The organism is Streptomyces sp. NPDC031426, assembly GCF_055581585.1.
Genome location: NZ_JBVIJE010000002.1, coordinates 86082 through 112433, shown reverse-complemented (window position 1 = coordinate 112433; position 26352 = coordinate 86082). Strand labels below are relative to the sequence as shown.

The 26352-nt window shown below is 72.7% G+C and carries 26 protein-coding genes and 1 pseudogene; 11 read left to right on the top strand and 16 right to left on the bottom strand.

What is annotated here, in order from left to right:
* The first annotated feature begins 15 nt into the window (after positions 1-15).
* Together ACZ5NH_RS03540 and ACZ5NH_RS03535 are read left to right on the top strand one after the other, a co-directional pair.
* Entirely contained in the window at positions 16-1518 is a 1503-nt protein-coding gene (locus ACZ5NH_RS03540) for an APC family permease (RefSeq protein ID WP_468772792.1), read from the top strand.
* Positions 1519-1536: 18 nt separating this feature from the next.
* On the top strand, positions 1537-3162 hold the full coding sequence (locus ACZ5NH_RS03535; RefSeq protein ID WP_468772791.1) for an amidohydrolase: 1626 nt from the start codon (positions 1537-1539) through the stop codon (positions 3160-3162).
* Between the two features lie 4 nt (positions 3163-3166).
* Here ACZ5NH_RS03535 and ACZ5NH_RS03530 read toward each other — a convergent pair whose 3' ends face one another.
* Positions 3167-3493 (bottom strand): hypothetical protein, encoded by a 327-nt coding sequence (locus tag ACZ5NH_RS03530; RefSeq protein ID WP_468772790.1) that lies wholly within the window; start codon positions 3491-3493, stop codon positions 3167-3169.
* Positions 3494-3553: 60 nt separating this feature from the next.
* The gene (locus ACZ5NH_RS03525) at positions 3554-4522 is read right to left on the bottom strand and encodes a GlxA family transcriptional regulator (protein WP_468772789.1); all 969 of its coding nucleotides are present in this window, start codon (positions 4520-4522) and stop codon (positions 3554-3556) included.
* A 71-nt stretch (positions 4523-4593) separates the two neighbouring features.
* Between ACZ5NH_RS03525 and ACZ5NH_RS03520 the strand changes: the two genes are divergently transcribed.
* Complete coding sequence (locus tag ACZ5NH_RS03520; RefSeq protein WP_468772788.1) at positions 4594-5544, top strand: NADP-dependent oxidoreductase; 951 nt, start codon at positions 4594-4596, stop codon at positions 5542-5544.
* A gap of 153 nt (positions 5545-5697) precedes the next feature.
* Positions 5698-6072: an anti-sigma factor antagonist gene (locus tag ACZ5NH_RS03515; protein ID WP_388625267.1), complete on the top strand. Its 375-nt coding sequence runs from the start codon at positions 5698-5700 to the stop codon at positions 6070-6072.
* On the opposite strand, the gene ACZ5NH_RS03510 is transcribed toward ACZ5NH_RS03515, so the two are convergent.
* The 8 genes from ACZ5NH_RS03510 to ACZ5NH_RS03475 all read right to left on the bottom strand — a co-directional run bounded on the left by ACZ5NH_RS03510 (position 6047) and on the right by ACZ5NH_RS03475 (position 13503).
* Entirely contained in the window at positions 6047-6994 is a 948-nt protein-coding gene (locus tag ACZ5NH_RS03510; RefSeq protein WP_468772787.1) for a ribose-phosphate diphosphokinase, read from the bottom strand. The genes ACZ5NH_RS03515 and ACZ5NH_RS03510 overlap by 26 nt on opposite strands.
* A 40-nt stretch (positions 6995-7034) precedes the next feature.
* Positions 7035-9254, bottom strand: coding sequence for an ArnT family glycosyltransferase (locus tag ACZ5NH_RS03505; protein ID WP_468772786.1), 2220 nt, complete (start codon positions 9252-9254; stop codon positions 7035-7037).
* 188 nt (positions 9255-9442) lie between these two features.
* Entirely contained in the window at positions 9443-11215 is a 1773-nt protein-coding gene (locus ACZ5NH_RS03500; RefSeq protein ID WP_468772785.1) for a complex I subunit 5 family protein, read from the bottom strand.
* Entirely contained in the window at positions 11215-11562 is a 348-nt protein-coding gene (locus ACZ5NH_RS03495; protein ID WP_468773078.1) for a sodium:proton antiporter, read from the bottom strand. The genes ACZ5NH_RS03500 and ACZ5NH_RS03495 overlap by 1 nt, the downstream gene beginning before the upstream one ends.
* 8 nt (positions 11563-11570) lie before the next feature.
* Positions 11571-12308 carry an MnhB domain-containing protein gene (locus ACZ5NH_RS03490; RefSeq protein WP_388625256.1) on the bottom strand — a complete coding sequence of 246 codons (738 nt, stop codon included), beginning with the start codon at positions 12306-12308 and terminating at the stop codon, positions 11571-11573.
* On the bottom strand, positions 12305-12568 hold the full coding sequence (locus ACZ5NH_RS03485; protein ID WP_468772784.1) for a Na(+)/H(+) antiporter subunit B: 264 nt from the start codon (positions 12566-12568) through the stop codon (positions 12305-12307). The genes ACZ5NH_RS03490 and ACZ5NH_RS03485 overlap by 4 nt, the downstream gene beginning before the upstream one ends.
* 291 nt (positions 12569-12859) lie before the next feature.
* On the bottom strand, positions 12860-13312 hold the full coding sequence (locus tag ACZ5NH_RS03480) for an MrpF/PhaF family protein (protein WP_468772783.1): 453 nt from the start codon (positions 13310-13312) through the stop codon (positions 12860-12862).
* Positions 13309-13503 (bottom strand): hypothetical protein, encoded by a 195-nt coding sequence (locus ACZ5NH_RS03475; RefSeq protein ID WP_451557676.1) that lies wholly within the window; start codon positions 13501-13503, stop codon positions 13309-13311. Before ACZ5NH_RS03475 ends, ACZ5NH_RS03480 begins: the two co-directional genes overlap by 4 nt.
* Positions 13504-13770: 267 nt before the next feature.
* Between ACZ5NH_RS03475 and ACZ5NH_RS03470 the strand changes: the two genes are divergently transcribed.
* Positions 13771-15006, top strand: coding sequence for a lectin (locus tag ACZ5NH_RS03470; protein ID WP_468772782.1), 1236 nt, complete (start codon positions 13771-13773; stop codon positions 15004-15006).
* A gap of 12 nt (positions 15007-15018) precedes the next feature.
* Here the strand turns inward: ACZ5NH_RS03470 and ACZ5NH_RS03465 are convergent, their stop codons facing one another.
* The 3 genes from ACZ5NH_RS03465 to ACZ5NH_RS03455 are packed head-to-tail and all read right to left on the bottom strand — an operon-like array spanning position 15019 to position 17106.
* On the bottom strand, positions 15019-15264 hold the full coding sequence (locus ACZ5NH_RS03465; RefSeq protein WP_388625243.1) for a hypothetical protein: 246 nt from the start codon (positions 15262-15264) through the stop codon (positions 15019-15021).
* Between the two features lie 35 nt (positions 15265-15299).
* Positions 15300-16313, bottom strand: coding sequence for a DNA topoisomerase IB (locus tag ACZ5NH_RS03460; protein ID WP_468772781.1), 1014 nt, complete (start codon positions 16311-16313; stop codon positions 15300-15302).
* Between the two features lie 4 nt (positions 16314-16317).
* Entirely contained in the window at positions 16318-17106 is a 789-nt protein-coding gene (locus ACZ5NH_RS03455; RefSeq protein WP_468772780.1) for an SDR family oxidoreductase, read from the bottom strand.
* Between the two features lie 162 nt (positions 17107-17268).
* On the opposite strand from ACZ5NH_RS03455, the gene ACZ5NH_RS03450 reads away from it, so the two are divergent.
* Both ACZ5NH_RS03450 and ACZ5NH_RS03445 read left to right on the top strand, forming a co-directional pair.
* Positions 17269-18312, top strand: a complete 1044-nt coding sequence (locus ACZ5NH_RS03450; protein ID WP_468772779.1) for a PHP domain-containing protein — start codon at positions 17269-17271, stop codon at positions 18310-18312.
* 59 nt (positions 18313-18371) lie between these two features.
* The gene (locus ACZ5NH_RS03445) at positions 18372-19028 is read left to right on the top strand and encodes an HAD family hydrolase (protein ID WP_468772778.1); all 657 of its coding nucleotides are present in this window, start codon (positions 18372-18374) and stop codon (positions 19026-19028) included.
* A 244-nt stretch (positions 19029-19272) separates the two neighbouring features.
* Here ACZ5NH_RS03445 and ACZ5NH_RS03440 read toward each other — a convergent pair whose 3' ends face one another.
* The gene (locus tag ACZ5NH_RS03440; RefSeq protein ID WP_468772777.1) at positions 19273-20124 is read right to left on the bottom strand and encodes an alpha/beta fold hydrolase; all 852 of its coding nucleotides are present in this window, start codon (positions 20122-20124) and stop codon (positions 19273-19275) included.
* Between the two features lie 178 nt (positions 20125-20302).
* On the opposite strand from ACZ5NH_RS03440, the gene ACZ5NH_RS03435 reads away from it, so the two are divergent.
* Complete coding sequence (locus ACZ5NH_RS03435; protein ID WP_468772776.1) at positions 20303-21334, top strand: SDR family oxidoreductase; 1032 nt, start codon at positions 20303-20305, stop codon at positions 21332-21334.
* Positions 21335-21367: 33 nt separating this feature from the next.
* Positions 21368-21544: a hypothetical protein gene (locus ACZ5NH_RS03430; RefSeq protein ID WP_468772775.1), complete on the top strand. Its 177-nt coding sequence runs from the start codon at positions 21368-21370 to the stop codon at positions 21542-21544.
* A gap of 118 nt (positions 21545-21662) precedes the next feature.
* On the opposite strand, the gene ACZ5NH_RS03425 is transcribed toward ACZ5NH_RS03430, so the two are convergent.
* Both ACZ5NH_RS03425 and ACZ5NH_RS03420 read right to left on the bottom strand, forming a co-directional pair.
* Positions 21663-22952 carry an ROK family protein gene (locus tag ACZ5NH_RS03425; RefSeq protein ID WP_468772774.1) on the bottom strand — a complete coding sequence of 430 codons (1290 nt, stop codon included), beginning with the start codon at positions 22950-22952 and terminating at the stop codon, positions 21663-21665.
* Between the two features lie 631 nt (positions 22953-23583).
* Positions 23584-24030: pseudogene (locus tag ACZ5NH_RS03420) on the bottom strand (DUF3626 domain-containing protein); the annotation flags it as partial.
* A gap of 230 nt (positions 24031-24260) precedes the next feature.
* Here ACZ5NH_RS03420 and ACZ5NH_RS03415 point away from each other — a divergent pair.
* Entirely contained in the window at positions 24261-24755 is a 495-nt protein-coding gene (locus tag ACZ5NH_RS03415) for an FBP domain-containing protein (protein ID WP_451554946.1), read from the top strand.
* 254 nt (positions 24756-25009) lie between these two features.
* On the top strand, positions 25010-26263 hold the full coding sequence (locus ACZ5NH_RS03410) for an FUSC family protein (protein WP_468772773.1): 1254 nt from the start codon (positions 25010-25012) through the stop codon (positions 26261-26263).
* Positions 26264-26352 lie beyond the last annotated feature (89 nt).

Genomic DNA, 26352 nt, shown 5'->3' with positions numbered 1-26352 from the left:
AGCGGAGAACCGGCCATGAGCGACAGACCCTTCGGCGTGGATCCCCCCGCGCGGCCCGAGCTGCGCAGGTCCCTGAGCGTGGTGGACGGTGTCGCCGTCGCCGCGTCCAGTACGGCCGCCACGACCAGCATCGGCATCGGGCTCGGGGTGACCGCGGGCGTGGTCGGCCCGCATCTGCCGGCCATCATGCTGCTGGCGTTCCTGCCCGTGCTCGGTATCGCCGGGGCCTATTCGCGGCTGAACCGGGTGGAGCCGAACGCGGGCAACGGCTATGTGTGGGTAGGCCGTTCGCTCAGTCCCTGGCTCGGTTTCATGGTGGGCTGGGTGAACGTCGTGGCGAGCGTGGCGTTCCTCGCCTACACGACGGCGGTGACCGGTTCGGCGCTGCTGCAGCTCGCCGGTGAGGCCGGGCTGCACCGGATCGGGTCCCTCGGTCTCGATCCGGGCTCGACCGCGCAGACGACGGCGCTGGGGATCGTCGTCCTGGTCGCCGTCACCCTGACCGCCGTGACCGGTGTCCGCACGGCGGCGCGGCTGCAGACCGGGCTGCTGGTCTTCGAGTACCTGGTCCTGCTGGGCTTCTGCGGCTATGGCGTCGTCACCGGGCCGCACTCCTTCAGCCTCTCCTGGTTCGACCCCTTCGCGATCCCCTCGGCGACCGCGCTGGCGCAGGGCCTGCTGCTGTCGGTGTTCTGCTACTGGGGTTTCGAGGCGGCGTTCACCGTCAACGAGGAGGTACGGGACCCCGGGGACGCCTCCCGGGCCGGGACCATCACCCTGGTGACGATGCTCGGGCTGTTCCTGCTGGGTTCGGTCGCCTTCCAACGGGTGCTCTCGCAGAGCGAGTTGGCCGGTCATGGCGCACAGGGGCTCGCGTACTACGGGGACCGGCTGGCCGACCAGCCGCTGGCCGCGCTGCCGCTCGTCGCCCTGATGTTCTCGGCCGTGGCCTCGCTGCAGGCGGGGGTCATCCCGACGGCGCGCGGGACGTTCGCGATGAGCCGGGACCGTACCCTCGGTCCGGTGTGGTCCAGGGTCAGCGCCCGGTACGGGACTCCGGCGGCCGGCACACTGCTGATCGGGGCGCTGGCCGTCGTCGTGGCGGCGGCCGCGCTGGTGATCCCGCGTCTGGCCGACATGATCGACGCGATCGTGAACGCCGTCGGCATCGTCGTCGCCCTGTCCTACGCGCTGACGGCGCTGGCGGCCGCCGTACGCTTCCGCGCCCTGCTGCGCGAGGACTGGCGGCAGGGCGTGCGGGCGGTGCTGCTGCCCGCGCTCAGCGCACTGGCCCTGCTGGGCCTCGGCGGCTATCTGGGCTGGTCCTTCTACACCTCCGCCGACCACCTCGAACTCCGCGCGGACAACGGCTGGTTCCTGCTGCTGATGCCGGTCGCGATGATCGTGTCCGGGTTCGCGGTGGCCGCGTGGGCCAAGTGGGTGCGCAGATCACCGTACTTCCGTACCGGGGCGGGCACCGACGCCGACGCGCCCGAGCTGCTCACCACCTCCAACTGACCTGTCAGGAAAGGCATCATGCACGCTCACCTCCTCTTCACCGGCGGCCCCGTCCTCACCCCGGACGGCCGTACGGCAACCGCCGTGGCCGTCACCGGGGACCGGATCACCGCCGTCGGGGACGACGAGCTGCGCGACCTCACCGGGCCGCGCACGGAAGTGGTCGACCTCGCCGGACGGCTGCTGCTCCCCGGCTTCCAGGACGCGCATGTCCATCCGGTGCCGGCGGGCCTGGAGCTGGCCCAGTGCGATCTGTCGGGTCGGGCGACGGCCGCGGAGACCGTGGCCGCCGTACGGGCGTACGCCGAGGCCCATCCCGAGCGGGAGTGGATCCTGGGCGGCGGCTGGTCGATGGAGGCGTTCGCGGGCGGTACGCCGACGAAGGAACTGCTGGACGCGGTGGTACCGGACCGGCCGGTGTATCTGCCCAACCGGGACCACCACGGCGCCTGGGTCAACAGCCGGGCGCTGGAGCTGGCCGGGGTCGACCGGGACACGCCCGACCCGGCCGACGGGCGGATCGAGCGGGACGCCTCCGGAGCACCCAGCGGCACGCTCCAGGAGGGTGCGATGCAGCTGGTCGGCCGGCTCACCCCGCCCGCCACACCGGCCGACCGGCTGGCCGCGCTGCTGCACGCCCAGCGGCATCTGCACGCGCTCGGCATCACCGCCTGGCAGGACGCGCTGGTCGGTGACTTCCTCGGCATGGACGACCCGGCCGAGGCGTATCGCGCGGCGGCGCGGGACGGCTCGCTCACCGCGCGGGTGCGGGGCGCGCTGTGGTGGGACCGGGAACGCGGGGCCGAGCAGATCCCCGAACTTGTCGAGAAGCGTGCCGAGTTGAGCCACGGCCGGTTCAGGGCGGGTACGGTGAAGCTGATGCTGGACGGGGTCGCCGAGAACGGCACGGCCGCGCTGCTCGACCCCTATCTGGACCGGTGCGGGTGCGCCACCGGCAACCGCGGCAAGAGCTTCATCGACCCTGAGCAACTTCCCCAGTTCGTCACCGAGTTGGATGCCCTGGGCTTTCAGTGCCACTTCCACGCCCTGGGCGACCGTGCCGTTCGCGACGCGCTGGACGCGATCGAGGCGGCCCGCGCCGCGAACGGGCCGAGCAACACCCGGCCGCATCTCGCGCACCTCCAGGTCGTGCATCCGGACGACGTGCCCCGCTTCGCCCGGCTCGGCGCCACCGCGAACATCCAGCCGCTGTGGGCCGCGCACGAGCCGCAGATGGACGAGTTGACGATCCCCTTCCTCGGGCCCGAACGGGCCGCCTGGCAGTACCCGTTCGGCGCGCTGCTGCGCTCGGGAGCGCGGCTCGCGGCGGGCAGCGACTGGCCGGTGAGCAGCCCCGATCCGCTCCAGGGCATCCATGTTGCGGTCAACCGGGTCGAACCGGGCGGCACCGGCCCGGTGTTCCTGCCTCAGGAGCGGCTCGGCCTCGCGGACGCGCTGACGGCGTACACGGCCGGGTCCGCCTATGTGAACCATCTGGACGACACCGGCCGGGTGGCCGTCGGCGCGCTCGCCGATCTGGTGGTGCTGGACCGCGATCCGTTCGCCGGTCCGCCGGAGGCGATCGCGGAGACGGCCGTGGCGCTCACCTATGTGGGCGGGGAGCGGGTGTACGCGGCCGGGTGACGGCTCACTTGCAGCCCACGGCCTGCTTCAGCCGGGGCCAGGCCTCGGCTCCGCCGGGTGCGCCGCCGCCCTCGGACGCGGCCCATCCGTCGGGTCCGGAGCCCTCGTGGATCTCCCCGTCGCACTCCAGCGCCCGGCCGGCGGCGCCGGAGGCCAGGCGCAGGGCGCGCGGGCCGCTGCCGTCGAGCTCCTTGGTGGGCACGTCCAGCGGACCGTGGTACGGGTGGGCCGGAGAGGATCCCTTCACCACCCGGTCCGGACCGCTGCCGTCGTCGCACCCCGCCGTCGCCACGGCCGCCAGTACCGTCACCGCCACCAGCCCTCTGCGCATTCCCGCCCCCTACGCCGGTGCCATGATCCGGCTCTTCGACGCCGGGCCGGGCCAGAACGTTCAGCGGGTCTGCTGGAACGTCCGCCGGTACGCCTGCGGGGACACCCCGATCGCGGCGTGCAGGTGCTGGCGCAGCGAGGCTCCGGTGGCGAAGCCGACCTCGGCGGCGATCCGGTCCACCGGCAGGTCGCTGGACTCCAGCAGATGCCGGGCGCGGGCGACCCGCTGCTGGATCAGCCAGCGGCCCGGGCTGAGGCCGACCTCGTCGTTGAAGCGGCGGGCGAAGGTGCGCAGGCTCATCCGGGCGTGGCCGGCGAGGTCGGCGAGAGTGAGCGGCTCGTCCAGGCGCTCCAGGGCCCAGGCACGGGTCGCGGTCGTGCTCGCCGCCCCGCTGACCGGGACCGGCTGCTCGATGTACTGGGCCTGCCCGCCGTCCCGGAACGGCGGGACGACACAGCGGCGGGCGACGGAGTTGGCCAGCTCGCTGCCGTGGTCGGTGCGGACGATGTGCAGGCAGATGTCGACGCCGGAGGCGGCTCCGGCGGAGGTGAGGATGCGGCCGTCGTCGACGAAGAGGACGTCCGGGTCGACGTCGACCTTCGGGAAGCGGCGACGGAACACGTCGGCCACCTGCCAGTGCGTGGTCGCCCGTCGGCCGTCGAGCAGGCCGGCCTCGGCGAGCACGAACGCGGCCGTGCAGATCGAGACGATCCGGGCGTCCGGGCGGATGCGGGCGAGGGCGGCGGCGACCTCGTCCGGCAGTTCGGCGGGGATGTACGCGGGCGGCATCGAGGTGATCACCACGGTGTCCGCCGTCCCGAGGATCTCCGGGCCGTGCGCCACACCGATCGTGAAGTCGGCGTTGGTGCGCACCGGACGGCCGTCGACCGTGCATGTCAGCACCTCGTAGTGACCGTCGGCGGCGCCGAAGATGCGGCTGGGGATGCCCAGCTCGAAGGGATAGACGCCGTCGAGGGCGAGGACGACCACGCGCTCCGGGCGCCGGGCGCGCAACTGCATGTCGGGCATGGCACGATCCTATCGAAGCTTGGCAATCATGCCATTTCCCGGGCGGGTGGGGCCCGGCAGGCTGGGTGACCATGAGCGATGTGAACACGATGCGAGCCATCAGCCAGGGCGTCCTCGGCGGTCCCGAGGTCCTGAAGGAAGTACAGGTGGAACGGCCGAAGCCGGGCCCCAACCAGGTGCTGGTCCGGGTCCGGGCGGCCGGGGTCAACCCGACCGACTGGAAGCACCGGGCGACGGGCGGCTTCCTGGGCGAGCCACCGTTCGTCCTCGGCTGGGACGTCTCCGGCGAGGTCGCCGAGACCGGGATCGGCGTGGCCGCCTTCGCGCCCGGTGACGAGGTCTTCGGCATGCTGCCCTACCCCTACGGCCATGGCTCGCACGCCGAGTATGTGATCGCCCCGGTCCGTGCCCTGGCGCCCAAGCCGGCCTCGATCGACCACGCCCAGGCGGGCGCCCTGCCGCTGGTGTCCCTGACCGCCTGGCAGGCGCTGACCGAGCACGCGGACGTACGACCCGGGCAGCGGGTGCTGATCCACGCGGCGGCCGGCGGGGTCGGGCATGTGGCGGTGCAGATCGCGAAGGCGCGCGGTGCGTACGTGATCGGCACGGCCAGCGCGGGCAAGCACGACTTCCTGCGGGAGATCGGCGTGGACGAGCCGGTCGACTACCGGACGACCGATGTCACCGAGGCGGTACGGGACGTCGACGTGGTCCTGGACACGCTCGGCGGGGACACCTCCGTCGAGTCGCTGAAGGTGCTGCGGCCGGGGGGTGTCGTGGTGTCGATCCTGCCGGTGGGTTCGCGGGAGTTCTACGACGAGGCCGAGCGGCTCGGCGTACGGGCGGTGCGCATGCTGGTGGACGCCGACCGGACCGGGATGGAGACGATCGCGGAGCTGGTGGAGTCCGGAAAGCTGAGGGCGACGATCGCCGGGACGTTCCCGCTGGCCGAGGCGGCGAAGGCGCACGAAGTGGGCGACACCGGACGGACGGCGGGCAAGCTGGTCCTTCTGGTCGACTGAGCGGCAACACCGGGCGGACCGACCAGGGTTACCGGGCGACACGCCTCAAACTCGAAGACATATGTCAACCGAACATGCTCAAATTCCTTCCATCGAGGGTAACTTGACGATCGGGAGACCGTCGTCCGGGCGCGGGTGGGAGGTGATGCCGTCGTGGGAGACGAGCCTGCACCACTCACCCCTCACCTCCGTGTGTACGAACACCGGGCGCACACGGTGCTGGAGTTGCGGGGCGAGATCGACCTGCTCTCGGCGACCGAGATCGGCCCCGCGCTGGACCGGGTCACCGGCCGGCCCGGGGCACGGGTCGTCATCGACCTGCGGTCGGTGGAGTTCTTCGACTGCTCGGGGCTGCGGCTGCTGTACCGGGCCCGCGCCCGGGTGCTGGACGGCGGCGGACAGGTCCACCTGGTGTGCACGCATCCGCTGACCCTGCGCGTCTTCCGGGTCACGGGTCTGTCCCGGCTGCTGCCACCGCACCCGACGCTGGACGCGGCCCTGGCTACGACTGCTCGAACAGGGCGCTGACCGATTCACCGTTGTGAATGCGCCGAACCGCCTCGGCGAGGGCCGGGGCGATGGAGAGCACGCGCAGCTTGTCGGTTTGCTCCTCCTCCTCAGGGAGCGGCACGGTGTTGGTGCAGACGATCTCCAGCACGTCCGGCTGATCGCTCAGCCGTTTCAGCGCACCCGCCGCGAACAGCCCGTGCGTGCACGCCACCCGGATCGTCCGCGCGCCCAACTCCCGCAGCCGAGCCAGGAGTTCCATCACGGTGCTGCCCTTGGCGATCTCGTCGTCCAGCACGATGACGTCCCGGTCGGTGACATCTCCGATGACCGAGCTGATGCTCACCCGGTCGTCGGCGAACCGCTGTTTGGCACCGGCCGCCACCGGAGCCCCGATCAGCCGGGCGAAGGCGGCGGCCTCCTTGGCGTTGCCGAGGTCCGGCGAGACGACCGTGGTGCGGGTCAGGTCGTACCGCCGGAAGTGCGCGGCGAGTTCGCGCAGCGCGTTCAGATGGTCGACCGGCACCGAGAAGAAGCCGTGCACCTGCGGGGAGTGCAGGGTCATGGCGAGCACTCGGCCCGCGCCGGCCGCCACCAGCAGATCGGCGACCAGCCGGCCGCCGATCGAGATGCGCGGCGCGTCCTTCTTGTCGGAGCGGGCGTAGGAGTAGTGCGGCATGACGACGGTGATCCGGGCCGCGGAGGCGCCCCGGGCGGCGTCGCACATCAGCAGCAGCTCCACCAGGTGCTCCTGCACCGGCCGGACCAGCGGCTGGATCAGGAAGACATCCCGCTCCCGGCAGTTGGCCTGGAGCTGCACTCCCAGACAGTCGTTGGCGAACCGGCTGATCCGGGTGGGGCTGAGCGGCACGCCGAGGTGCGCGCAGACCTCGTGGGCCAGGTCGGGATGGGCACTGCCGCTGAAGACGGCGATGTCTCTCATGATCCGCTCCTCGCCCGATCACCGCAGGACCGGGATCATGCTACCGACCGGGGCCGCACCGGTAGAGGGTCTGGACGGTGGCCGTCCGCGCGTCGCTCAGGGGAGTCGTCCCGCCGTAGGCCGCGGCCGGCACCTCGGTGCAGGCGGACCGCACCCAGGTGGTGATCTGCGCGGCGGCCGTCTTCCCGGTGCGTGCGGAAGCGGGCCCGATGCCGCGGCCTCCGCCCAGCAGCACGTAGTGCACCTCGCCGGCGTCGACCAGCCGCCGGAACTGCGCCTGGGTGGGAAACGGCACCCGGCCGCTGAACCCGCCGAGCGGCAGGACGCGGGCGCCGGTCGCCAGGATGTACGGCGACGCGGTGCTCCAGCTGCTGGTGGCGAACGCGTAGGTGGCGGAGCCCTGGTGCGCCCGGGTGTAATCCAGCACCCGGCGCTGGTCCGCGGTCAGTGAGCTGCCGTCGGCGCCGCGGCCGGGGAAGCCGCCCCAGTCGCCGAACCCGGTCCGGCCCTGGCCGCGCGCGCCGCCGCGGGCCGGCTGCCAAGGCATCGGGCCGCCGGCCCAGGCGGCCTGGCCGAACCGCCCCGGCCCCGGTCGCCCTGCTCCGAAGCCACGGCTCATGGCGGACGGGCCGACGGTGCCCATGATGGAGGAGCGGTAACTCGGGTTGAAGACCTGTACGGCCCATGCGCTCGGCGCGAGGAGCAGGGCGGCCAGGGCGGCGGCCGGCCCGGCGAGCGCGATCCGGCCCGCGGCGCTCGCCCGGCCGGGCCGGGCGAGGAGGAGCAGCGGCACGGCGGCGATGCCGAGCACGGCGACCGCGGGGGCGAGCCAGGGCAGGAACGACGGGAACCGGCCGGCGAGATACACGCTCCAGGCGGCCGTCGCCGCCACCGCACCCGGCAGGGCCCAGGCGCGGGGCCCGCCGGCTCGCAGGGCGCGCCACATCAGCACGGTCCCGGCGCCGGTGAGCGCGGCGAGCGGTACCGCGATGACGCCCATGTAGTACGTGTGGCCGGCGACGCTTCCGGCGCTGAAGACCAGGAAGTACAGAGCGAGCCAGGTGGTCCACAGGACGTATCCGGCGCGCAGGCGGTCGGTGCGCGGCCGTCCCCGGCGCCACAGCAGTCCGCAGATCGCGGCCACCGCGGCGATCGGGTAGAACCAGCCGGTCTGGGAGGCGAGCGCCGTACCGAACATCTTCGACCAGCCGTTCTGGTCGCCGCCGAAGCCGCCGGCGCCCGGCCGGCCGGCGCGCGCCCCGGCCGCGGCCGTGACCGCCGGTCCGCGAGCGTCCCGGACGAGCGCGGCATCCGTGCCACCCGCGCCGCCGAAGCCGTGTCCGGCGAGGCTATGGCCGCCTCCGCCGCCCTGGGTCGCGCTCACGCTGCCCGTGGAGGCCGCGCTGATGCCGAGGGAGGAGAAGCGGTTCAGGAAGTTGTAGCCGACCACCATGCTGAAGGCGGAGTTGTTGGTGGTGCCATCCACATACGGCCGGTCCTTGGCCGGGGTGAGGGTGACGGCGAGCATCCACGACGCCGACACGGCGGTCACCACCAGGGCGGTCACTCCGAGGTGCCACAGGCGGCGGCGCAGCGTGAGGGGTGCCGACAGCAGGTACACCAGGGCGAGCGCCGGCAGTACGGCCCACGCTTCCAGCATCTTGGCCTGGAAGCCGAGGCCGACCCAGACACCGGCCGCCAGCAGCGGGCGCAGCCGGCCGTCACGGGCGGCGCGCTGGGTGGCCTCGGCCGCCAGCAGCAGGCACAGCGTGAACGCGGGGTCCTCGACCGCGGTGCGGAACAACCCGACCGCCACTGGGGTCGCCAGGAAGGCCGCGCAGGCGATCAGCGCCGCGTTCACCCCGGCCCAGCGGCGCACCAGGCGGTGGAGGAGCAGCAGACTGGCCACTCCTTCCAGGACCTGGGGCAGGACCAGCGCCCAGGGGTGGAATCCGAAAAGCCTCGCGGAGAGCGCCTGCGGCCACAGGAATCCCGGCAATTTGTCGAGCGTGATGGAATTCCCGGGGTCGAAAGAGCCGTAGAAGAACGCCTTCCAGCTCTCCGTCATGCTGCGGGCGGCGCTCGCATAGAACGTGTGGTACTGGCTGTGATCGATGCCCCAGCTGTAGAGAACGGCGGCGAGGGCGGTGAGGAGCAGCAGCGCCGGGCGCGCGTACGCGGGCTCGTCCGCCGGGGATCGCCAGGGTGCGCGGCGGACGGCACCGGTGGGCGCCGTTGCGTCGAGGACGTTCGTGGCCATGCGCAGCAGTCTTCGTCAACCGCGTGCCTCGACCACGCCGTTACAACACCCTTCAAGGAAACTCTCACCTCACCGAGGGAATTTCTTTAATCACACAACATGGAATTTGCACCGTGAAAGACGGTTCCTTACCCGAGGCTTGATTCCGTCATGCCCAGGATTCCGACAGCGTACGCACGGTCTCCTGGTCAGCCGCCGAGCACCGCCGGCAGGGCCAGTGCCCCCAGCGCCGTGGCGCCGACCAGCAGCCAGGCCACGTAGTCACCGACATGGCCTGACTGCAGCCGGCGCAGGGGCCGTGCCCAGTCGGGGGCGGCGGTCCAGTGCGGGCGGGTCACCGCGAGGCCGGCGAGGCCCACGGCCAGCGCGGTGGAGACGAGGCTCAGCAGGATGCCGTGCGCCGTCCACTGCGCCGAGGCCTGGGCGCCGCCCGATCCGGCCTCGTTGACGGAGCGGGCCACCATGTCGCCGAATCCGGGGACCGCTCCGACGGCGAGGGCGGCGGCGAGCAGCACGGCGGGGACCGTCGTCATGGTGTCCGGGATCCGGCTCAGCGGCCCGGTCGTCTCGGGCTCCTCCCCGGATCCGCTGGTCTCCAGCTCGGTGTGGGCTTCCTCGGGCCGCGGTCCGAGGCCGAGGAACACCCGTGCGGTGACGCGCAGGACGGCGCCGGCGGTGATCGCCGAGGCAGCCACGTACACCACGGTGAGCGGCCCGCCGACCGCCTCCTCGGTGACCGCCTTGCCGAGACCCGTACCGAACGGGAACAGGCCCGCGAGGCCGAGGGCGCCCACGGCGAACATCACCGCGGTGGCGTGCAGTTCGCGGGCCCGGCCGTGCAACGCGTGCTCGTCGACGGAACCGTACCGGTCGAGGAGGACGCCCGCGCAGGCGAACAGCGCGGCCTTCACTCCGGCGTGCCCGAGGATGTAGAGGGCGACCCCGTCGTCGCCCTGCGGGGTGAGGATGCCGAGGCCCACGAGGAACAGGCCCGTGTGGGCGACGGTGGAGTAGGCCAGGAGCCGCTTGATGTGCCGCTGGTACCAGCACATGACGGCACCGGTCGCGGCCGTGAGCACGCCGAGGGTCACCAGGGCCCGGGTCAGGTCGGCGGCGGGGATGCCGCCGGGGCCGGCGAAGACGGTGCCGTACACCCGCCAGACGCCGTAGGCGCCGAGTTCGACCATGGCCCCGGACAGCAGCATGCACACCGGCGTGGGGGCGACGGCGTGGGCGTCCGGGAGCCAGAAGTGGAAGGGCACGACGGCCGCCTTCACCAGCAGCGCGGTCAGCACGAGCACGAAGGAGGCGAGGACCAGTGGGTCCGCTCCCCCGTGGCCCGCCGCCGTGTCGAGACCGCGCCCGATCTTCGCCATGGCCAGCTCGCCGGTGCGGGCGTACAGCAGTGCGATGCCCATCAACATGGCGTAGGCGCCGAGCGAGTTGACGACACCGAAGGTCAGCGCGCCCTGTACGGCCTTCGCGTCGTCGATGCGGTAGCCGGTGAGCGCGTACGCGGTGACGCTCATCAGCTCGAAGAAGACGAACGCGTTGAACAGGTCGCCGGCGATGGCGAACCCGCACATGGCACCCTGGAAGACCAGCATCAGCGCGGTGAACGCGCCGGGGTGGCCGCGTGGCGGTTCGTCGAAATAGCGCCAGGAGTAGGCGAGCGCGGCCAGCGTCAGCAGGGAGACCAGCGTGGCCATGCCGAGCGAGGGCCCGTCGCCGACCACGGCGATGCCGACGCTCTCGCCGTCGACGGGCAGCCATGCGCCGACCCACTCGACCATCGGCGGCGAGGAGTTCAGCAGCAGCACCAGCGCGAGGGCGGCCGTACCGCCGGCGACCACGAAGCCGGTGACGTCGGCGGCGATCCGGGGCAGATGGCGGCCGACGGCCACCAGCAGCGCTGCGCCGAGCAGCGGGATCGCGACGAGCAGCGGGAGCAGATGGTGCATCAGCCGCGCAGCTCCCGTAGTTCGTCGGGGTCGACCGTGCCGTGCCGCTTGGCGATCTGCAGGACGAGGGCGAGCAGCAGCGCGGTGGCGGTGGCGCCGACGACGATGTCGGTGAGCGTGAGCGCCTGGACGACCGGGTCGACCACCGGCCGGGAGCCGGGCTTGATGTCGGAGAAGACGGGTGCGGTGCCGCCGTCCCGGTACCCGACCGCCAGCAGCAGCACATAGGTGGCGGACTGGCAGACCGCGAGACAGCCGACGGCGTGGATGAGGTTGCGGCTGGTGGCGAGGCCGTAGCAGCCGGTCACGAAGACGTAGGCGGCGACCAGGTAGGGAAGGACGTGCATCACGGTGGTCAACTCCCTTGCCCCTCCTCGATCTCGACGGCCTGTTCCAGGAAGTTCGCGAGCAGCACGATGATCGCGCTCGCCACCTCCATGCCGATGGCCGCGTTCAGCAGGGGAACGGTGCCACCGGACGACAGGGTGTTGAAGGTGCCGTACGGCAGCAGTGTGTTGGCCAGGAACGCGGTGCCGGCCAGGACACCGGCGACACCCAGCACGAGGTAGGAGGAGACCGCGAGCGAGTCGGAGGCCTCGTAGACGGCGAGCGGGCGGATGCGTTCCAGCGCGTGGTAGTCGGCGCCGAGGTACAGCAGGTGCAGGGCGGTCGCGGCGACGACTCCGCCCTGGAAGCCGCCGCCGGGGCTGAGCTGGCCGTGGGCGATGACGTAGAGGCCGGTGACCAGGGCGACGGGCAGCACGATCAGCGCGTAACGGCGGACCGGGCGGGCCACCTCGGCGGGTTGCGGCTGAGCCCGGTGCTCGTCGCGGGCCTGACGCAGCAGCACCACGCAGCCGAGGACGGCGGCGAACAGGATGCTCATCTCGCCGAGGGTGTCGTAGGCGCGCTGGTCGAAGTTGACGGAGGCGATCGTGTTGGCGGTGCGCCGGGTGAGAGAGGCGTGTACGGCCCGGGTGCCGTACGGATGGCTCCGGCCGCCGAAGCGGGGCAGGCCGAGGCAGGCGGCGACGAGCAGGGCGGCCAGGCCGGCGCCGCCGAGGGCCAGCAGGGCGAGCCGCAACCGGTTCACTCCGCACCACCGTCCTCCGCGCGACCGCGGCGTCTGACCTTGCGCACGCTCAGCATGATCAGCAGCGGGGTCAGCGCGGAACCGACGGCCAGCTGGGACAGGCCGACGTCCGGGGCCTGGAGGACGGTGAACAAGGCGGCCAGCACGGACCCGAGCACGGACAGCACCAGCGCCTGGCGTACGGGGTCGCGCTGGACGACGGCGGCGGTGGCGGAGGCGGCCATCAGCAGCAGCGCGACGACGATCACGGCATCATCCATGCCGCACCTCCGCTCGGCCCCGCCGACGGTTCGTCAGCCGCCGCGCATCCCGTCGGCCGGCGCGCGGACACCTGGACCGCCACCCCCTCCGGCGACCGCCCCACACAGCAGCCGCCACGCGCTCCTTCGCACGCTCCCGCAACCGCCCCGCCCGCGGGGCATCCCCATGGACGGCCCGCGAGCGCATCGGCCGCGCAGCGCCGAGCGCCTGCCGAGCGCTGGTCTGCCGCCTCGCGTCGGTGCGGACGGGGTGCGGGTGGCGCGGTCGCCCGGGCGCCGGGCGCTCTTGTGTCAGCCACCTCGCACCCCCCGGAACCCGCCGGACAGCGCGCGTGAGGCGATCACGTTGCCGGAGATCAGGAGGGCGCCGATGACCAGCAGCTTCGCCATGGCGCGGCCGGGGCCGGTGGCGGCGCAGACGGCGGTCACGACCACCGCGCTCAGTGCGGCGGCGGTCCAGGTCAGTCCCCAGGCGCTCGGCCGCTCCGCCTCCAGGTCGTCGGAGAGGAGGCGGGCGAAGACCAGCGTGCCGACCGGGCCGAGCAGGGCGAACAGCAGGGCGAGGTCGACGTAGGCCGGGCGGCCGTAGCCCTGGGAGAGCAGCAACAGGGCCGGGCACAGGGCCGAGGTGGTCATGTTCTGCGCGACGACCCGGCGGGCCGGCCCGCCGGTGGTGACGCCCCACAGGGCGGCCGCCCCTCCCCCGCCCAGTTCGACGGCCGCCGCGAGGATCCAGCCGTTCACCGCCAGGTCACCGCCCGCCGGCCGGCCCGTGCCAGCAGTGCCCCGGCGGCCGCCGAGCTCCCGCCGACGACCCATTCCAGCGGGTAGACCGGTGTGATGAGCACGAGCCACAGCAGTATCAGCGCTCCCCACCAGGCGAGGAGTTCACCGAGGGCGAGGAGGACCGTGCGGGGGGCCGTACGCCGGGTCATCGACCACCTCCTCGGTCCGCCGTGCACACATGCGCGGCGAAGTGTCCGGTGTGCCGCTCGGGGCATCCAAGCACCGCCGGGCCCGCACAGGGGCGGCGGCACGCGGGTCCGCAGCCGGAGTGCCCCGGGAGCGTGAACGGAAACCAGTTGTGCGCCCAGAGCGCCTGACGGCTCGTCAAGAGCAGGTCTGCACCAAAGTATTGACGACCCCTTTCCTCACTCCTTAAATCAAGAGGCGTCTCACCCCCCCACGCCGAACGGAGAGCCATGGCCTCCTCACGCACGCTCCGCAGATGTCTCCTCGCCGCGCTGTCCGCCGCGCTGGTCGGTTCCGCCGCCGTCGGTCCGGCGCGGGCCCAGGCCGCGGCGCCGGCGGCGGCGACCGTCACCACCTTCTCCGACGACTTCGACGGGCCCGCGGGCTCCGCGGTCGACTCCTCGAAGTGGAACCTGGAGACCGGCGACAACGTCAACAACCACGAACGGGAGTACTACACCTCGGGCACGAACAACGCGGCCCTGGACGGCCAGGGCCACCTGGTCATCACGGCCCGCAAGGAGAACCCGGCCGGTTACCAGTGCTGGTACGGCACGTGCCAGTACACCTCGGCCCGGCTGAACACCGCCGGGAAGTTCGACGCCCGGTACGGGCACGTCGAGGCGCGGATGAAGATTCCCCGCGGGCAGGGCATGTGGCCGGCGTTCTGGATGCTCGGCACGCCCGTGAACTGGCCGGACTCGGGCGAGATCGACGTGATGGAGAACGTCGGCTTCGAACCCTCGACCGTGCACGGCACCATCCACGGCCCCGGCTACTCCGGCTCCGGCGGCATCGGCGCGGCCTACAGCCTGCCGAACGGACAGGCCTTCGCGGACGCCTTCCACACCTTCGCCGTCGACTGGTCGCCCGGCTCGATCACCTGGTCCGTGGACGGCAATGTCTACGAGCGGCGTACGCCCGCCGACCTCGGCGGAAAGACCTGGGTGTTCGACAACAAGCCGTTCTTCCTGATCCTGAACCTGGCCGTCGGCGGCTACTGGCCCGGCGACCCGGACTCCAGCACCCAGTTCCCGCAGCAACTGGTGGTGGACTCGGTGTCGGTGACGACGAGCGACAGCGCGGCCGGGGTGCCGATACGCGGTCTGGCTGGCAAGTGTGTGGACGTGGCGGGCGCGAACTCGGCGAACGGCACACCAGTGCAGCTCTACGACTGCAACGGCACGGCCGCGCAACAGTGGACGGTCGGCTCGGACGGCACGATCCGGGCGCTCGGCAAGTGCCTGGACGTCACGGACAACGGCACCGCGGACGGCTCGACCGTCCAGCTCTGGGACTGCACCGGCGGCCCGAACCAGAAGTGGACCGTCACCGGAGCGCACGACATCGTCAACCCGCAGGCGAACAAATGCCTCGACGTGACCGGGAACAACTCGGCCAACGGCACCCGCCTGCAGATCTGGACGTGCACGGGCGGAGCCAACCAGAAGTGGACGGTCGGCTGAGCCGCGCGCCGCTCAGTGCAGCGTCCAGGTGTACTTGCCACCACCGACCCAGCGGACCACATCGGGGTCGTCCAGGTCGTGGATGGTGATGCCGTACGAGGCGGCGGCCTCCAGTACGTCGGTGACGGTCCTGGCCTCACCGATGACCTGACCGTCGATCTCCATGATCCTGAAAGGCGGCTCGCCGGGCTTGCCCGGGCACACTCCGTGCACCAGGACCCGTGGATGGGAGATGTAGGGGGCTCCTTGTTCGGTCATGCAATTCAGCGTAGAACGCTTCGCCCGCCGACGAGTCATCCGCCGCAGCCGTCCAGAAGATCGAGAACCGCCGCCTCGACCGCCCCTTGGGTGGCCGGGCGCCCGAAGTCCCCGTGCTCCCCCAGCCGGGTGAGCACGGGGGCGATGGTCACGTTGTCCTCGAACAGTTCGAAGACGGCCGGGTCGATGTAGGAGGACCGGCACACCGCCGGGGTGTTGCCCAGGTAGTGGCTGACCTCGCGGACCGCACGGGTGATCTGCCGGCGCCGGGCGGTGCGGCTCGCCCGGCCGCTCTCGGCGACCGCCACAGCGGCGAGCACGGTGGCGTGCCAGGTGCGGAAGTCCTTGGCGGTGACATCGGTTCCGGTCAGCCGGCGCTGCGCCTCGTGGAGGTCGTCGCTGTGCAGGTCGTGCCAGAGACCGCGCGCGTAGTAGGCGAGGAAGCGGTCGCCGCCGCGCGGGCGCCGCAGCAGGGCCCGCGCGACGGTGCGGACCTGCTCGTCGACGAGGGCGCGGACGGTCTCCACGCCGCCCTTGGCCGGATAGCTGAAGGTGATCTCGCCCCGGCCGCAGCTGACGTGCTCACGGAGCATGGTCGTCAGGCCGTACGTCTCGCTGAAACGGGTGTGCCGGTCGCTGCCGATGCGGAAGAGGCCGAGGTCCAGCAGGCGGACCGCGCAGGCGGTGACCCGGGTCGCGCTCAGCCCGCGCCCCGCCAGATCGACGGCGACCCTGCCCCGCAGCTCGGGCAGGGCCCGCGCGACCTGTCGCACGTGCTCGTGCTTGGCCTTCTCCTGCTCGGCCCGGAACTGCTCGTGGTACAGGTACTGGCGTCGCCCGGCGTCGTCGGTGCCGACGGCCTGCAGGTGGCCGCCCGGCCAGGGACAGATCCACACGTCGCGCCAGGCGGGCGGGATGGTCAGGGCCCGGATCCGGGCGAGCTCTCCGGGATCGGTGAGGGGCCGGCCAGTGGTGTCGTAGCGGAAGCCCCGGCCGCAGCGGATGCGCCGGTAGCCGGGCCCGTCGCAGGAGCTGGTCCGCAGGCACATGGTCTCAGGGCCGGCGCCATTCGTCGCCGGTCAGATGGGAGCCGGCCTGCGGGCCCATCCGGAGCATGCCGCCGTCGACGCTCCAGGAGGCGCCGGTGACGTACGAGGCGTCCGGGCTCGCCAGGAAGGCGATGACGGCGGCGACCTCCCGGGCGTCGCCGGGCCGCCCGAGCGGCACGCCGGGCCTCCGCTCGGTGTGCACGTCGGTGTCCTCCTGGCCGGTCATCGGGGTGGCGATCTCGCCCGGTGCGACCGCGTTCACGGTGATGCCGTACTCGGCGAGCTCCAGCGCCATGACCTGCGTGAGCAGCCCGAGCCCGCCCTTCGCCGCGCAGTACGGTGCCGCGCCGACCCGGGGCTGGTGTTCGTGGACGGAGGTGACGTTGACGATCCGGCCGCCGTCGCCCTGCCGGATCATGTGCCGGGCCGCGTGCTGCCCGCACAGGAACGGGCCGACGAGGTCGACGTCCAGGACCCGGCGCACGTCCGCGAGGGTCAGGTCGAGGAACGGGGTCATGACGCCCGTCCCGGCGTTGTTGACCAGGACGTCCAGACGGCCCAGTTCGGCGCACAGCTCGTCCACGGTGTCGGCGGCCTGGGGCAGCCGGGTGAGGTCCAGCCGGGCGACGGCGGCGCGGCGGCCCATGCCGCGGACCTCCTCCGCCGTGCCTTCGGCGCCCTTCTCGTCGGTGTGCCAGGTGATGCCGATGTCCAGGCCCGCCTCGGCCAGGCGTACGGCGGTGGCTCGGCCGATTCCGGAGTCCGCGCCGGTGACGATCGCTGCGCGGGGCATGGGCGGCCTCCTCAGCGTGTGTGGGCATCGCAGTACCCGTGCGTGGGGTGGGCAAACGGCTTTCGGCTGCGTGGTGGGACGCCGTCGCGGTCCGCGGGTGCGTTGTGGCTTGTCGCGCGGTTCCCCGCGCCACCGACCGGCATCCGTCGCACCCTGGGTTGCATGGAACCCGTGGCCGCCCTCGACCGGATCGCGTTTCTGCTGGAGCGGGCCTTGGCTCCCACCTATCGGGTGAAGGCCTTTCGGACCGCCTCCCGGACGCTGGCCGCGCTGCCCGCGGACGAGGTTGCCGAGCGGGCCGCGGCCGGGACCCTGGAGGCGCTCAAAGGGGTCGGGCCCAAGACCGCGCAGGTGGTGCGGGAGGCGTTGGCCGGGGAGGTGCCCGGGTATCTGCGGAAGCTGGAGGAGCACGCCGGGGTCTCGGTCGGGGCGGAGGACGCCGGGGCGGAGTTGCGGGCGCTGGTGCGCGGCGACTGTCACACCCATTCGGACTGGTCCGACGGGGGCAGCCCGATCGAGGAGATGGGGCGGGCGGCGGCCGGGCTCGGGCACGAGTGGACCGCTCTCACCGATCACTCCCCCCGGCTGACCGTCGCCCGCGGCCTGTCGCCGGAGCGGTTGCGCGAGCAGCTGGCGGTGGTGGCGGAGCTGAACGCCCGCTGGGCGCCGTTCCGGCTGCTCACCGGCATCGAGTGCGACATCCTCGAGGACGGCTCGCTGGACCAGGAGCCGGAGCTGCTTCAGCGGCTGGACGTGGTCGTGGTGTCGGTGCACTCCAAGCTGCGGATGGACGCCCGCTCGATGACCCGCCGGATGGTGGCCGCCGTGCGCGATCCGCACGCCGATGTGCTCGGGCACTGCACGGGGCGGCTGGTGACGGGCCGGGGGCGGCCGGAGTCGGAGTTCGACGCGGACGCGGTGTTCGCCGCCTGCGCCGAGTCCGGTACGGCCGTGGAGATCAACAGCCGTCCCGAGCGGCTGGACCCGCCCCGCCGCCTGCTGCGCCGGGCCGTGGACGCGGGGGTGCTCTTCGCCGTCGACACCGATGCGCACGCGCCCGGCCAGCTCGACTGGCAGATCCTCGGCTGCGCCCGGGCCGAGGAGTCCGGTGTGCCCGCCGAGCGGGTGGTGACCACCTGGTCCGCCGACGAGCTGCTGGCCTGGACCCGGGAGGGCCGGGTCCCGGCCCGCGCGGTGGGTTCCTGATCTGGGCGGCGTGGTACCCGGCATGCAGCAGGAGCAGCGAGAACCACGAGAGGACCCGGATGGAGCGCGCCGCCGTCTTCGATGTCGACGGGACTCTCGTCGACACCAACCACCTGCACGTCGTCACCTGGTGGGAGGCGTTCCGGCAGGCCGGACACGACGTGCCCATGCACGCGGTGCACCGGGCCGTCGGCCTCGGCTCCGCGGATCTGATCGCCCACCTGCTGGGCGACGGCCGCGACAAGGACCGGGACGGTGAGCTGAGCACGGCGCACAAAGCGCTGTACGGCCAGTACTTCGACCGGCTGCCCGCCCTGCCGAAGGCCGGGGAGCTGCTGCGCCGGCTGCACCGGGACGGCTGGACGGTCGTCCTCGCCACGTCGGCGAGCGGCGCCGAGCTGGGCGCGCTGCGCCGGGCCATCGACGCCGACGACGCGATCGCGGACACGGCGAGCTCAGAGGACGTACAGGAGGGCAAGCCGGCCCCGGAGCCCGTGCAGCACGCCCTGAAGCTGGCCGGGGTTCCGGCCTCGCGGGCGGTGTTCGTCGGGGACACCGTGTGGGACATGCGGGCGGGCGTCAAGGCCGGGGTGCGCTGTGTGGGGGTGTTGTGCGGCGGGATTCCCCGGGCCGATCTGGAGGAGGCCGGGGCGGAGCTCGTGTACGCGGACCCCGCCGACCTGCTCGAACGGCTGGACGGGAGCCCGCTGACCTGAGCATCATGGGAGTGGTACAGGTCACATGGGCGGCTGGAACACCAGAAGGTAGTTGCCCGTTGAACCAGCCGTGGGTACGGATGGGACAGTGTCCCCGGGCCTCACCTTCTGCCCACAGGGACGATCGTTCGGCTGAAGCCCTGTGGAGCCTTTCGCCGAGAGGCGACCGCCGTCCGTGCCCACCACCAGACCGCCCCGGTCGTGAATCCCCCGTCACGGCCGGGGCTCCTGCATGCCGGTGTCCTCACCCGGCCGCCACGGCCCGGCCCGCCTCGACGAACTCCCGCAGGTCCGCCGTGAGCTGCAGCGCGTGGGTCACGAACAGGCCGTGGCCACCGTGCTCGTACACCTTCAGCGTGCCGTCCGGCACGAGCTCGGCCGTGCGCTCACCGGTGCGGGCCAGGGGTGCGGAGCTGTCGTCGGTGCCGTGCACGACCAGCACCGGTACGTCCACCGACGGGAGCTCGGCGGCGAGATCGAGAGCGGCGATGACGGCCCGGATGCCCGTCGCCGCGCGCGGGCCGGTGTTCATACTGCGGTCGGTCACATAGCGGACGTACTGGGGGGACACCTCGTTCCCGGGGAGGTGCACGGCGAAGAAGCTGTCCACACCGGCGGCGAACCAGGCCGCCCGGTCACGCCGGAACACCTCGAGGTCGGCCTGCACCACCGCCGGGTCGACGCCGTCCGGGGTGCCCGGTGAGCGGACGACGCCCGGGCTGATCGAGGCGACGAGCGCGAGCCGGGAGATGCGGGCCGAGCCGTGGCGGGTGAGGCAGCGCACCGCCTCCCCGGCCCCGACGGAGTGCCCGATCAGGGTCGCCTCGCGCAGCTCCAGGTGGTCGAGCAGACCGTGCAGGTCGTCGGCGAGGGTATCGAGGTCGTAACCGTTCCAGCCGTCGTCGGAACGCCCGTGGCCCCGCCGGTCCAGCGCCACACAGCGCAAGCCGGCCTCGGCGAGGGGCAGCATCTGGTACTCCCACATCTCGTGGCCGATGTAGGCGCTCGCGACGAACACGGCCACGGGGCCGGTGGCCGGGCCGTGGTCGACGTAGTGCAGTCGGGTGCCGTCGACCGGGCTGTCGTAGTACGGCATGCGGTGCCTCCTCGGGCGGTGTGGACCAGGTGCGACGCTGCTCGGCCGCACCGACGCCCCGATGCTTCCGGGCACCCGGGCACCGGTCGATTACCTGGCAGGTCATGGCCGGGTGTGCGCGCGCCCGGGCCCGGGTACCCGGCCGGTCCCCCGGAGGGTGGGCGGAGAGGAGCCGAAGGTGAGCAGCACAGCGGGCATCAGGGTCGTGGTCACGGGTGCCACCGGCAATGTCGGCACGAGTGTGGTGCGGTTGCTCTCGGCGGACCCGGGGATCAAGTCGGTGCGCGGACTGGCCCGCCGTACGCCGGGGTGGTCGCCGCCGAAGACCGAGTGGTCCGCGGTCGACATCGGCTCCGAAGAGGCGAACCTCGCCGAGCGGTTCGAGGGCGCCGACGCGGTGGTCCATCTGGCCTGGGCGTTCCAGCCGACGCACGATCCGGCGGTCACCTGGCGGACCAATGTGCTCGGCGGCATCCGGGTGTTCGAGGCGGTCGCCGCGGCGCGGGTGCCGGTGCTGGTGCACGCCTCGTCGGTGGGCGCGTACTCACCGGGCCCGAAGGACCGCCCGGTGGACGAGTCCTGGCCGACGCACGGCTGGCCGGACGCCGCCTACTGCCGGGAGAAGGCGTATCTGGAGCGCACGCTGGACGTGTTCGAGCGGGACCATCCCGAGGTGCGGGTGGTGCGGATGCGCCCGGCGTTCCTGTTCAAGTGGCAGTCGGCGAGCGAGCAGCGGCGGATCTTCGGCGGGCGTTTCCTGCCCGGTCCGCTGGCCCGGCCGGAGCTGCTGCCGATCCTGCCGGACGTCCCGGGGCTCAGGGTGCAGGCGCTGCACACGGACGACGCCGCCGAGGCCTACCGGCTCGCCGTGCACCCGGACGGCGCGCGGGGCGCCTTCAACCTCGCCGCGGACCCGCCGCTCGACGCCGGCGTGCTCGGCGAGCTGCTGGGCAGCCGCCCGGTACGGCTGGCGCGTACGGCGGCCCGGTCGGCGATCGCCGCGGCCTGGGGGCTGCATCTGCTGCCGGCCTCACCGCACCTGTTCGACGCCGTGCTGCGGTTGCCGCTGATGGACTCCGGCCGCGCCCGCACCGAGCTGGGCTGGCAGCCGCGGCGCACGGCGACCGAGGTGGTGCGGGAGTTCCTCGACGGCCTGCACAAGGGAGCGGGGATGGACACCGAGCCGATGCGCGGGCGCAAGGTGGGCTGACCCGCCGCGCGCCCGGGCCGAGGGGAGAACGCCATGGGCGCACATCGAGAGCCGGAGCAGGGCCGCGACGCGGGCCCGGTCCCGAGGGACATGCCCGACCAGCAGGCGGGCGCCGGCGAGGACCGGTGGGAGGTCCCACCGGCCAAGCCGCGCGAGCACGAAGTGACTCCGGCGGACGACGCGCCGGACGCGGACGAACCGCCGGCCTGAGCGGCGGGTGGCGCAGTGCCGGCGGAGGCCGTAGGTGGTGTACGGCCGGCTGTGGCTGCCCACACGACGGTAGCCGCATGTCGCACACTGTTCCCGCGCCTGCTCGGGCGGCGGTCGGTCAGCGAGGGGCCCTCTGTCGCAGCGCGGCTCGCCATGCCGGCAGGCGGTCCTCGGTGACCGGTTCCGGGCGGCGGCCGCCGCTGGCGAAGAACTCGGCCAGGGGCAGGATCGCCGCGCCGACGGTGACCGCGTCCGGGCCGAGCCGGCCGAGGTCGATGGTGACCTTGTCGGCCGGATGACGCAGCGCGTAGGTCGTCGCGTGTCGCCGTACCGCCGGCAGGAAGCGGGCACCCAGTTGGAGTCCGGCCCAGCCGCCGATGAGGATCCGCTCGGGCTGGAAGAGGTTGATCAGGTCGGACAGGCCGGCCCCGAGGTACTCCGCGGTCTCCTCCAGCACGGCCAGCGCGACCGCGTCGGGCTGCGCGCCCTCGGCCGGATACGCGGCGGCGAGCATCGCGGTGAGCGCGGTCTCCTCGTCGGTGTCCTCGGGCGGCCGTCCGCCCTCCTCGCGCCAGCGGGCCAGCAGCGACTCGGCGCCCGCGTAGGCCTCCAGGCAGCCGGGCGCACCGCAGCGGCAGCGGCGTCCGCGCACCCGCACGGTCAGGTGCCCCCACTCCACCGCCCGCCCGTGCTCCACCTCGGGGGTGACCACGCAGGCGCCGACGCCGGAGCCGAAGAGCACCACCACGGCGTTGCGGGCGCCCTGTCCCGCGCCGAACCACATCTCCGCCTGGCCCAGCGTCTTGGCGCCGTTGTCGATGAAGTACGGGATCTCGTCCGGGAGTCGGGAGGCCGAGCGGAGCAACTGCTCCAGCGGGACGGCGTCCCAGCCGATGGTCTGCCCGTGGACCACGGCGCCCTGCTCCGGGGTGTGCTCGACGATGCCGGGGACGCCGACCCCGACGCCGAGCAGCCGCTCGGGCACGGCCTGTTCGGCGCCCAGGACCTCGGCGATGCCGTCCCGGATGTGGCCGGCGATCACCTCGACGTCATAGCCCTGCGGGGCCAACCGGCGTTCGGTGCGGGCGAGTTCGGTCAGGGCCAGGTCGAACAGCTCGACGCGGACCCGGGTCTCGCCGACGTCGACGCCGATCATCTGCCCGCTGTCCGGGGCGACGCGGAGCAGGGTGCGGGGCCGGCCGCCGTCGGAGTCGACGCTGCCGGCCTCCTCGACCAGACTGTCCGCGATCAGATCGGCGACCACGTTGCTGACCGAGCCGGAGCTCAGGCCGGTGGCCGGGCCCAGTTCGAAACGGCTGAGGGGGCCGTCGAAGTACAGCTTCTGCAGCACCGCCGTACGGTTGCCGCGCCTGAGGTCGCGCACCGTGCGCCCGTTACGCCCCGCCATGCCGCTCCCTTCACAAACCCTGCCCGACCTGCAACATACCCCTTCGGACAGGCGGAAGGCGAGATTCTGCCAACCCTTAGTTCACGGCCTGAGCTAAGCGGGAGGTGCGGGAAGCGTCTGCGAGAAGCGTCCGTTCGGGGCGCGGCTCGCCCCGCCGTGTACACGTCCTCCACGTAAGGCGTACACCCTCGCACCGGATGCCAGCAGTTGCCAGACCTCGTCGGCCTCGGTGGCGATGCGGTGCTGGACGAACATCGCGCCGTTCTCGGGGCCGCGCTGAAGGCCGGGCGCAGCGAGACCGCGCCGGCCTCCTCGGCGGCCCGCAGCTCCCCGGCGTGCAGGAGTCGGCGTCGGGGGTGTCGCAGCCGAAGTACAGCGGCGCGGGCGGGAGTTCGGTCGCCTGCCGCGCGGGCCGCGGCACGGTCGGCGACGGCCCGCGGAACGTGGCGAGCCCGGTGCCGGTGCCGAGCCGTCGGTCCGGAAGGCCTCGCGGCAGGGCTGGACGCGGGCGTACAGGGTGTCGCCGGGCCTGAGGGGCGCGAGGTGGCCGGAGCCTGTACACCGGTAGCGGCCCCTTCCGGAGCGGACGGGGGCGTCCAGGACGGGGACCTGATCCGGGCTGCGGGGCCGTCTACGCCCGGCCGGGGAGAGACCGCCGCAGCCGACGGTGCCGGGTCGGGAGCCGTATCGGGGTGTGCCAGCCCATCTTCAGGCCCTGCAGCTCGTACCGGGCGGTGCGGGCCGCGTCGCCGATGACGCGCGGGGTCAGCCACTCCAGCGGGAAGGGCAGGTTCCGGGCCGCCGTTTCCACCGGTAGCTCGCGTCGAGCGCCAACACGCCTCCGTGCACATGGCTCTCGATGTAGTCGTCGAGGGAGTCCTGCTCGTCCGCGAGCGCCATCAGCGGCATCGCCGAGGCCACGCCGAAGTCTGCGGGCTCGGTCCGCGCTGTCCGGGTAGCAGAAGGTGGCCCGGTCCAGCACCGCTGCGGCCAGCCTGAGATGCGAGGATCCGAAGCGCGGGGCAGCGCCGACGACCTGGCGCCGGAAGTTCAGCCCGCCACACAGCGGGCGCTCGGCCGGGCCAGGCTCCGCAGTCCGCCGGAGACCAAGTCAGGATGCGGCGTCGAGCGGTGGGCCGCTCACCCGGCGGCGACATGGTCCGGCGCCCGTCGGGCGCGCGGCGGCAGCCCCTGCCGGAAATCCATTGGCCCACCCTCCCCTTGACTACTTAGGCTAGCCGCGAACCTAGACCCATTAGGTTCATGGACCGCGAGGTTCACGGCGACGAATCCGGAAGGACTCCCCCCATGAGATCGCTCACCGAGCAGGACATCCGCAACTCATTTGTCAACTGCTCCAAGGGGGAGGCCAAGCGACTGACGGTGCCCCGCGATCTCGCCGAACGCCCGTGGGACGACCTGGACTTCCTCGGCTGGCGGGATCCGGGGGCGCCCGACCGCAGCTATCTGGTGACCGAACGGGCCGACCGACTCGTCGGCGTGGCGCTGCGCTTCCAGGCCTCGCAGCGCGGGTTTCTGCACCGCAGCATGTGCTCGGTGTGTCTGACCACACATCCCGGCGGAGGGGTGACGCTGATGGCCGCACGCAAGGCGGGGGCGGCGGGCCGTGAGGGCAACTCGGTCGGTCTCTACATGTGCACCGACCTGGCGTGCTCGCTGTATGTGCGGGGCAGGAAGGTGCCGGAGTCCGGCGCCCGGTTCGAGGAGACCCTGACGACGGAGGAGCAGATCGCCCGTACGACGGGCAATCTGTCCGCGTTCATCGACAAGCTGTACGTCTGACGACACCGAAAGCCGCGCAGGGCCGCCGCCGACGTCGGTACGAGTGGCCGGTTCTGATCGGTGGCGACACGATGTCCGAGGCGTGCACGGCGGCGTCCAGGGCGCCCGCACCGGCGGCCAGGGGTGCGCGCGAGGCCGTAGGCCTGCTGGTCGAGCCGCTCAACCGCCGGGATCACCGTACGAACCCTTGCGGCAGGAACGGTCCGCCGTCGCGGGACGTTCGACCCACCCCAGGAACGGGAACAGGCCAAGGGATGCACGACGTACGGAAGTGGACCACGGGACTGCGGCGCCTGGTGGAACGACGCCGGCAGCCGGTGGTCGTCCAGACGCTGCGGTCGGCGACGGCTGCCACGATCGCCTACGTCATCGCCCTCCGGCTGAGCCCCGAGCCGGCCCCCCTCACCGCGCCGCTGACCGCGCTGCTGGTCGTCCAGGTGACCTTCTACGCCACCCTCACCAACGGCATCCGCCGGGTGAACTCGGTGGTCGCCGGAGTGCTGGTCGCGATCGCCTTCAGCGTGCTGGTGGGGCTGACCTGGTGGAGTCTCGCCCTGCTGATCGTGGCCTCGCTGGCCGTCGGGCACCTGGTGCGGGTCGACGAGTACGTGGCCGAGGTGGCGATCAGCGCCATGCTGGTCCTCGGGGTCACCACCGTCGGTTTCACCGCCTGGGCGCGCATCGTGGAGACGCTGATCGGCGCGGTCGTCGGCACGGCCTGCAATCTGCTGCTGCCGCCCCCCGTGTGGGTGGACGAGGCGGGGCGCTCGATCGAGGACCAGGCCCGCCGGGTGCGGCAGCTGATGCTGCGGATGGGTGAGGAGGCCGCCGGCCGGATCTCCTGGGAGCGGGCGGCCGAGCGGCTGCACGAGGCGCGGGGGCTGGACCAGCACATCTCCCGGGTGGACGCCTCGCTCCGGCAGGCCGAGGACAGCCTGCGGCTCAATCCGCGGGTCAAGGAGGGGCTGCTGCACCGGGTGGTGCTGCGCACCGGTCTGGACGCGCTGGAGATCTGCACGGTGGTCCTGCGGGTGCTGGCCCGTACTTTCACGGACCTGGCCAAGGCCCGGGGGGCCGAGGAGTTGTTTCCGGCCCGGGTCGGGGCGACCGTGGAACAGCTGCTGTCGGAGATCGCCGACGCGGTGGTCAGTTTCGCGGTCCTGGTCACCACGCATCTGAGCGAGAACGCCGAGTCGGCGGAGGCCCGGCTGTCCGCCGAGCTGCACACGGCGGCCGGCACCCGGGACCGGCTGGCCGAGCTGCTCCAGGAGGAGATCGGCAAGGACTCGGCGAACTGGCAGCTGTACGGGGCCGTGCTGACCGAGACGACCCGGATCATCGACGAGCTGAACACCGAACACCGCACTCGGCGCCTGTTCGAGGAGCTGGACCGGGTCTCCAGCAGGCAGCGGACGAAGCTGCCCCGGATGACCCGGCTGCGCGAACGGCTCGGGGTGCAGGAGGAGCTGTGGCGGAACCGTGCGGGGTTCGGTGAGCGTTTTTGGTGAGGAAGGCGCCGGGCAGGGCTCGGCGCTCAGGGTGCCGGGACGGCCGGCACGGAGTGCGAGGGCTGCCGGGCGACCGGCACGGATGCGAG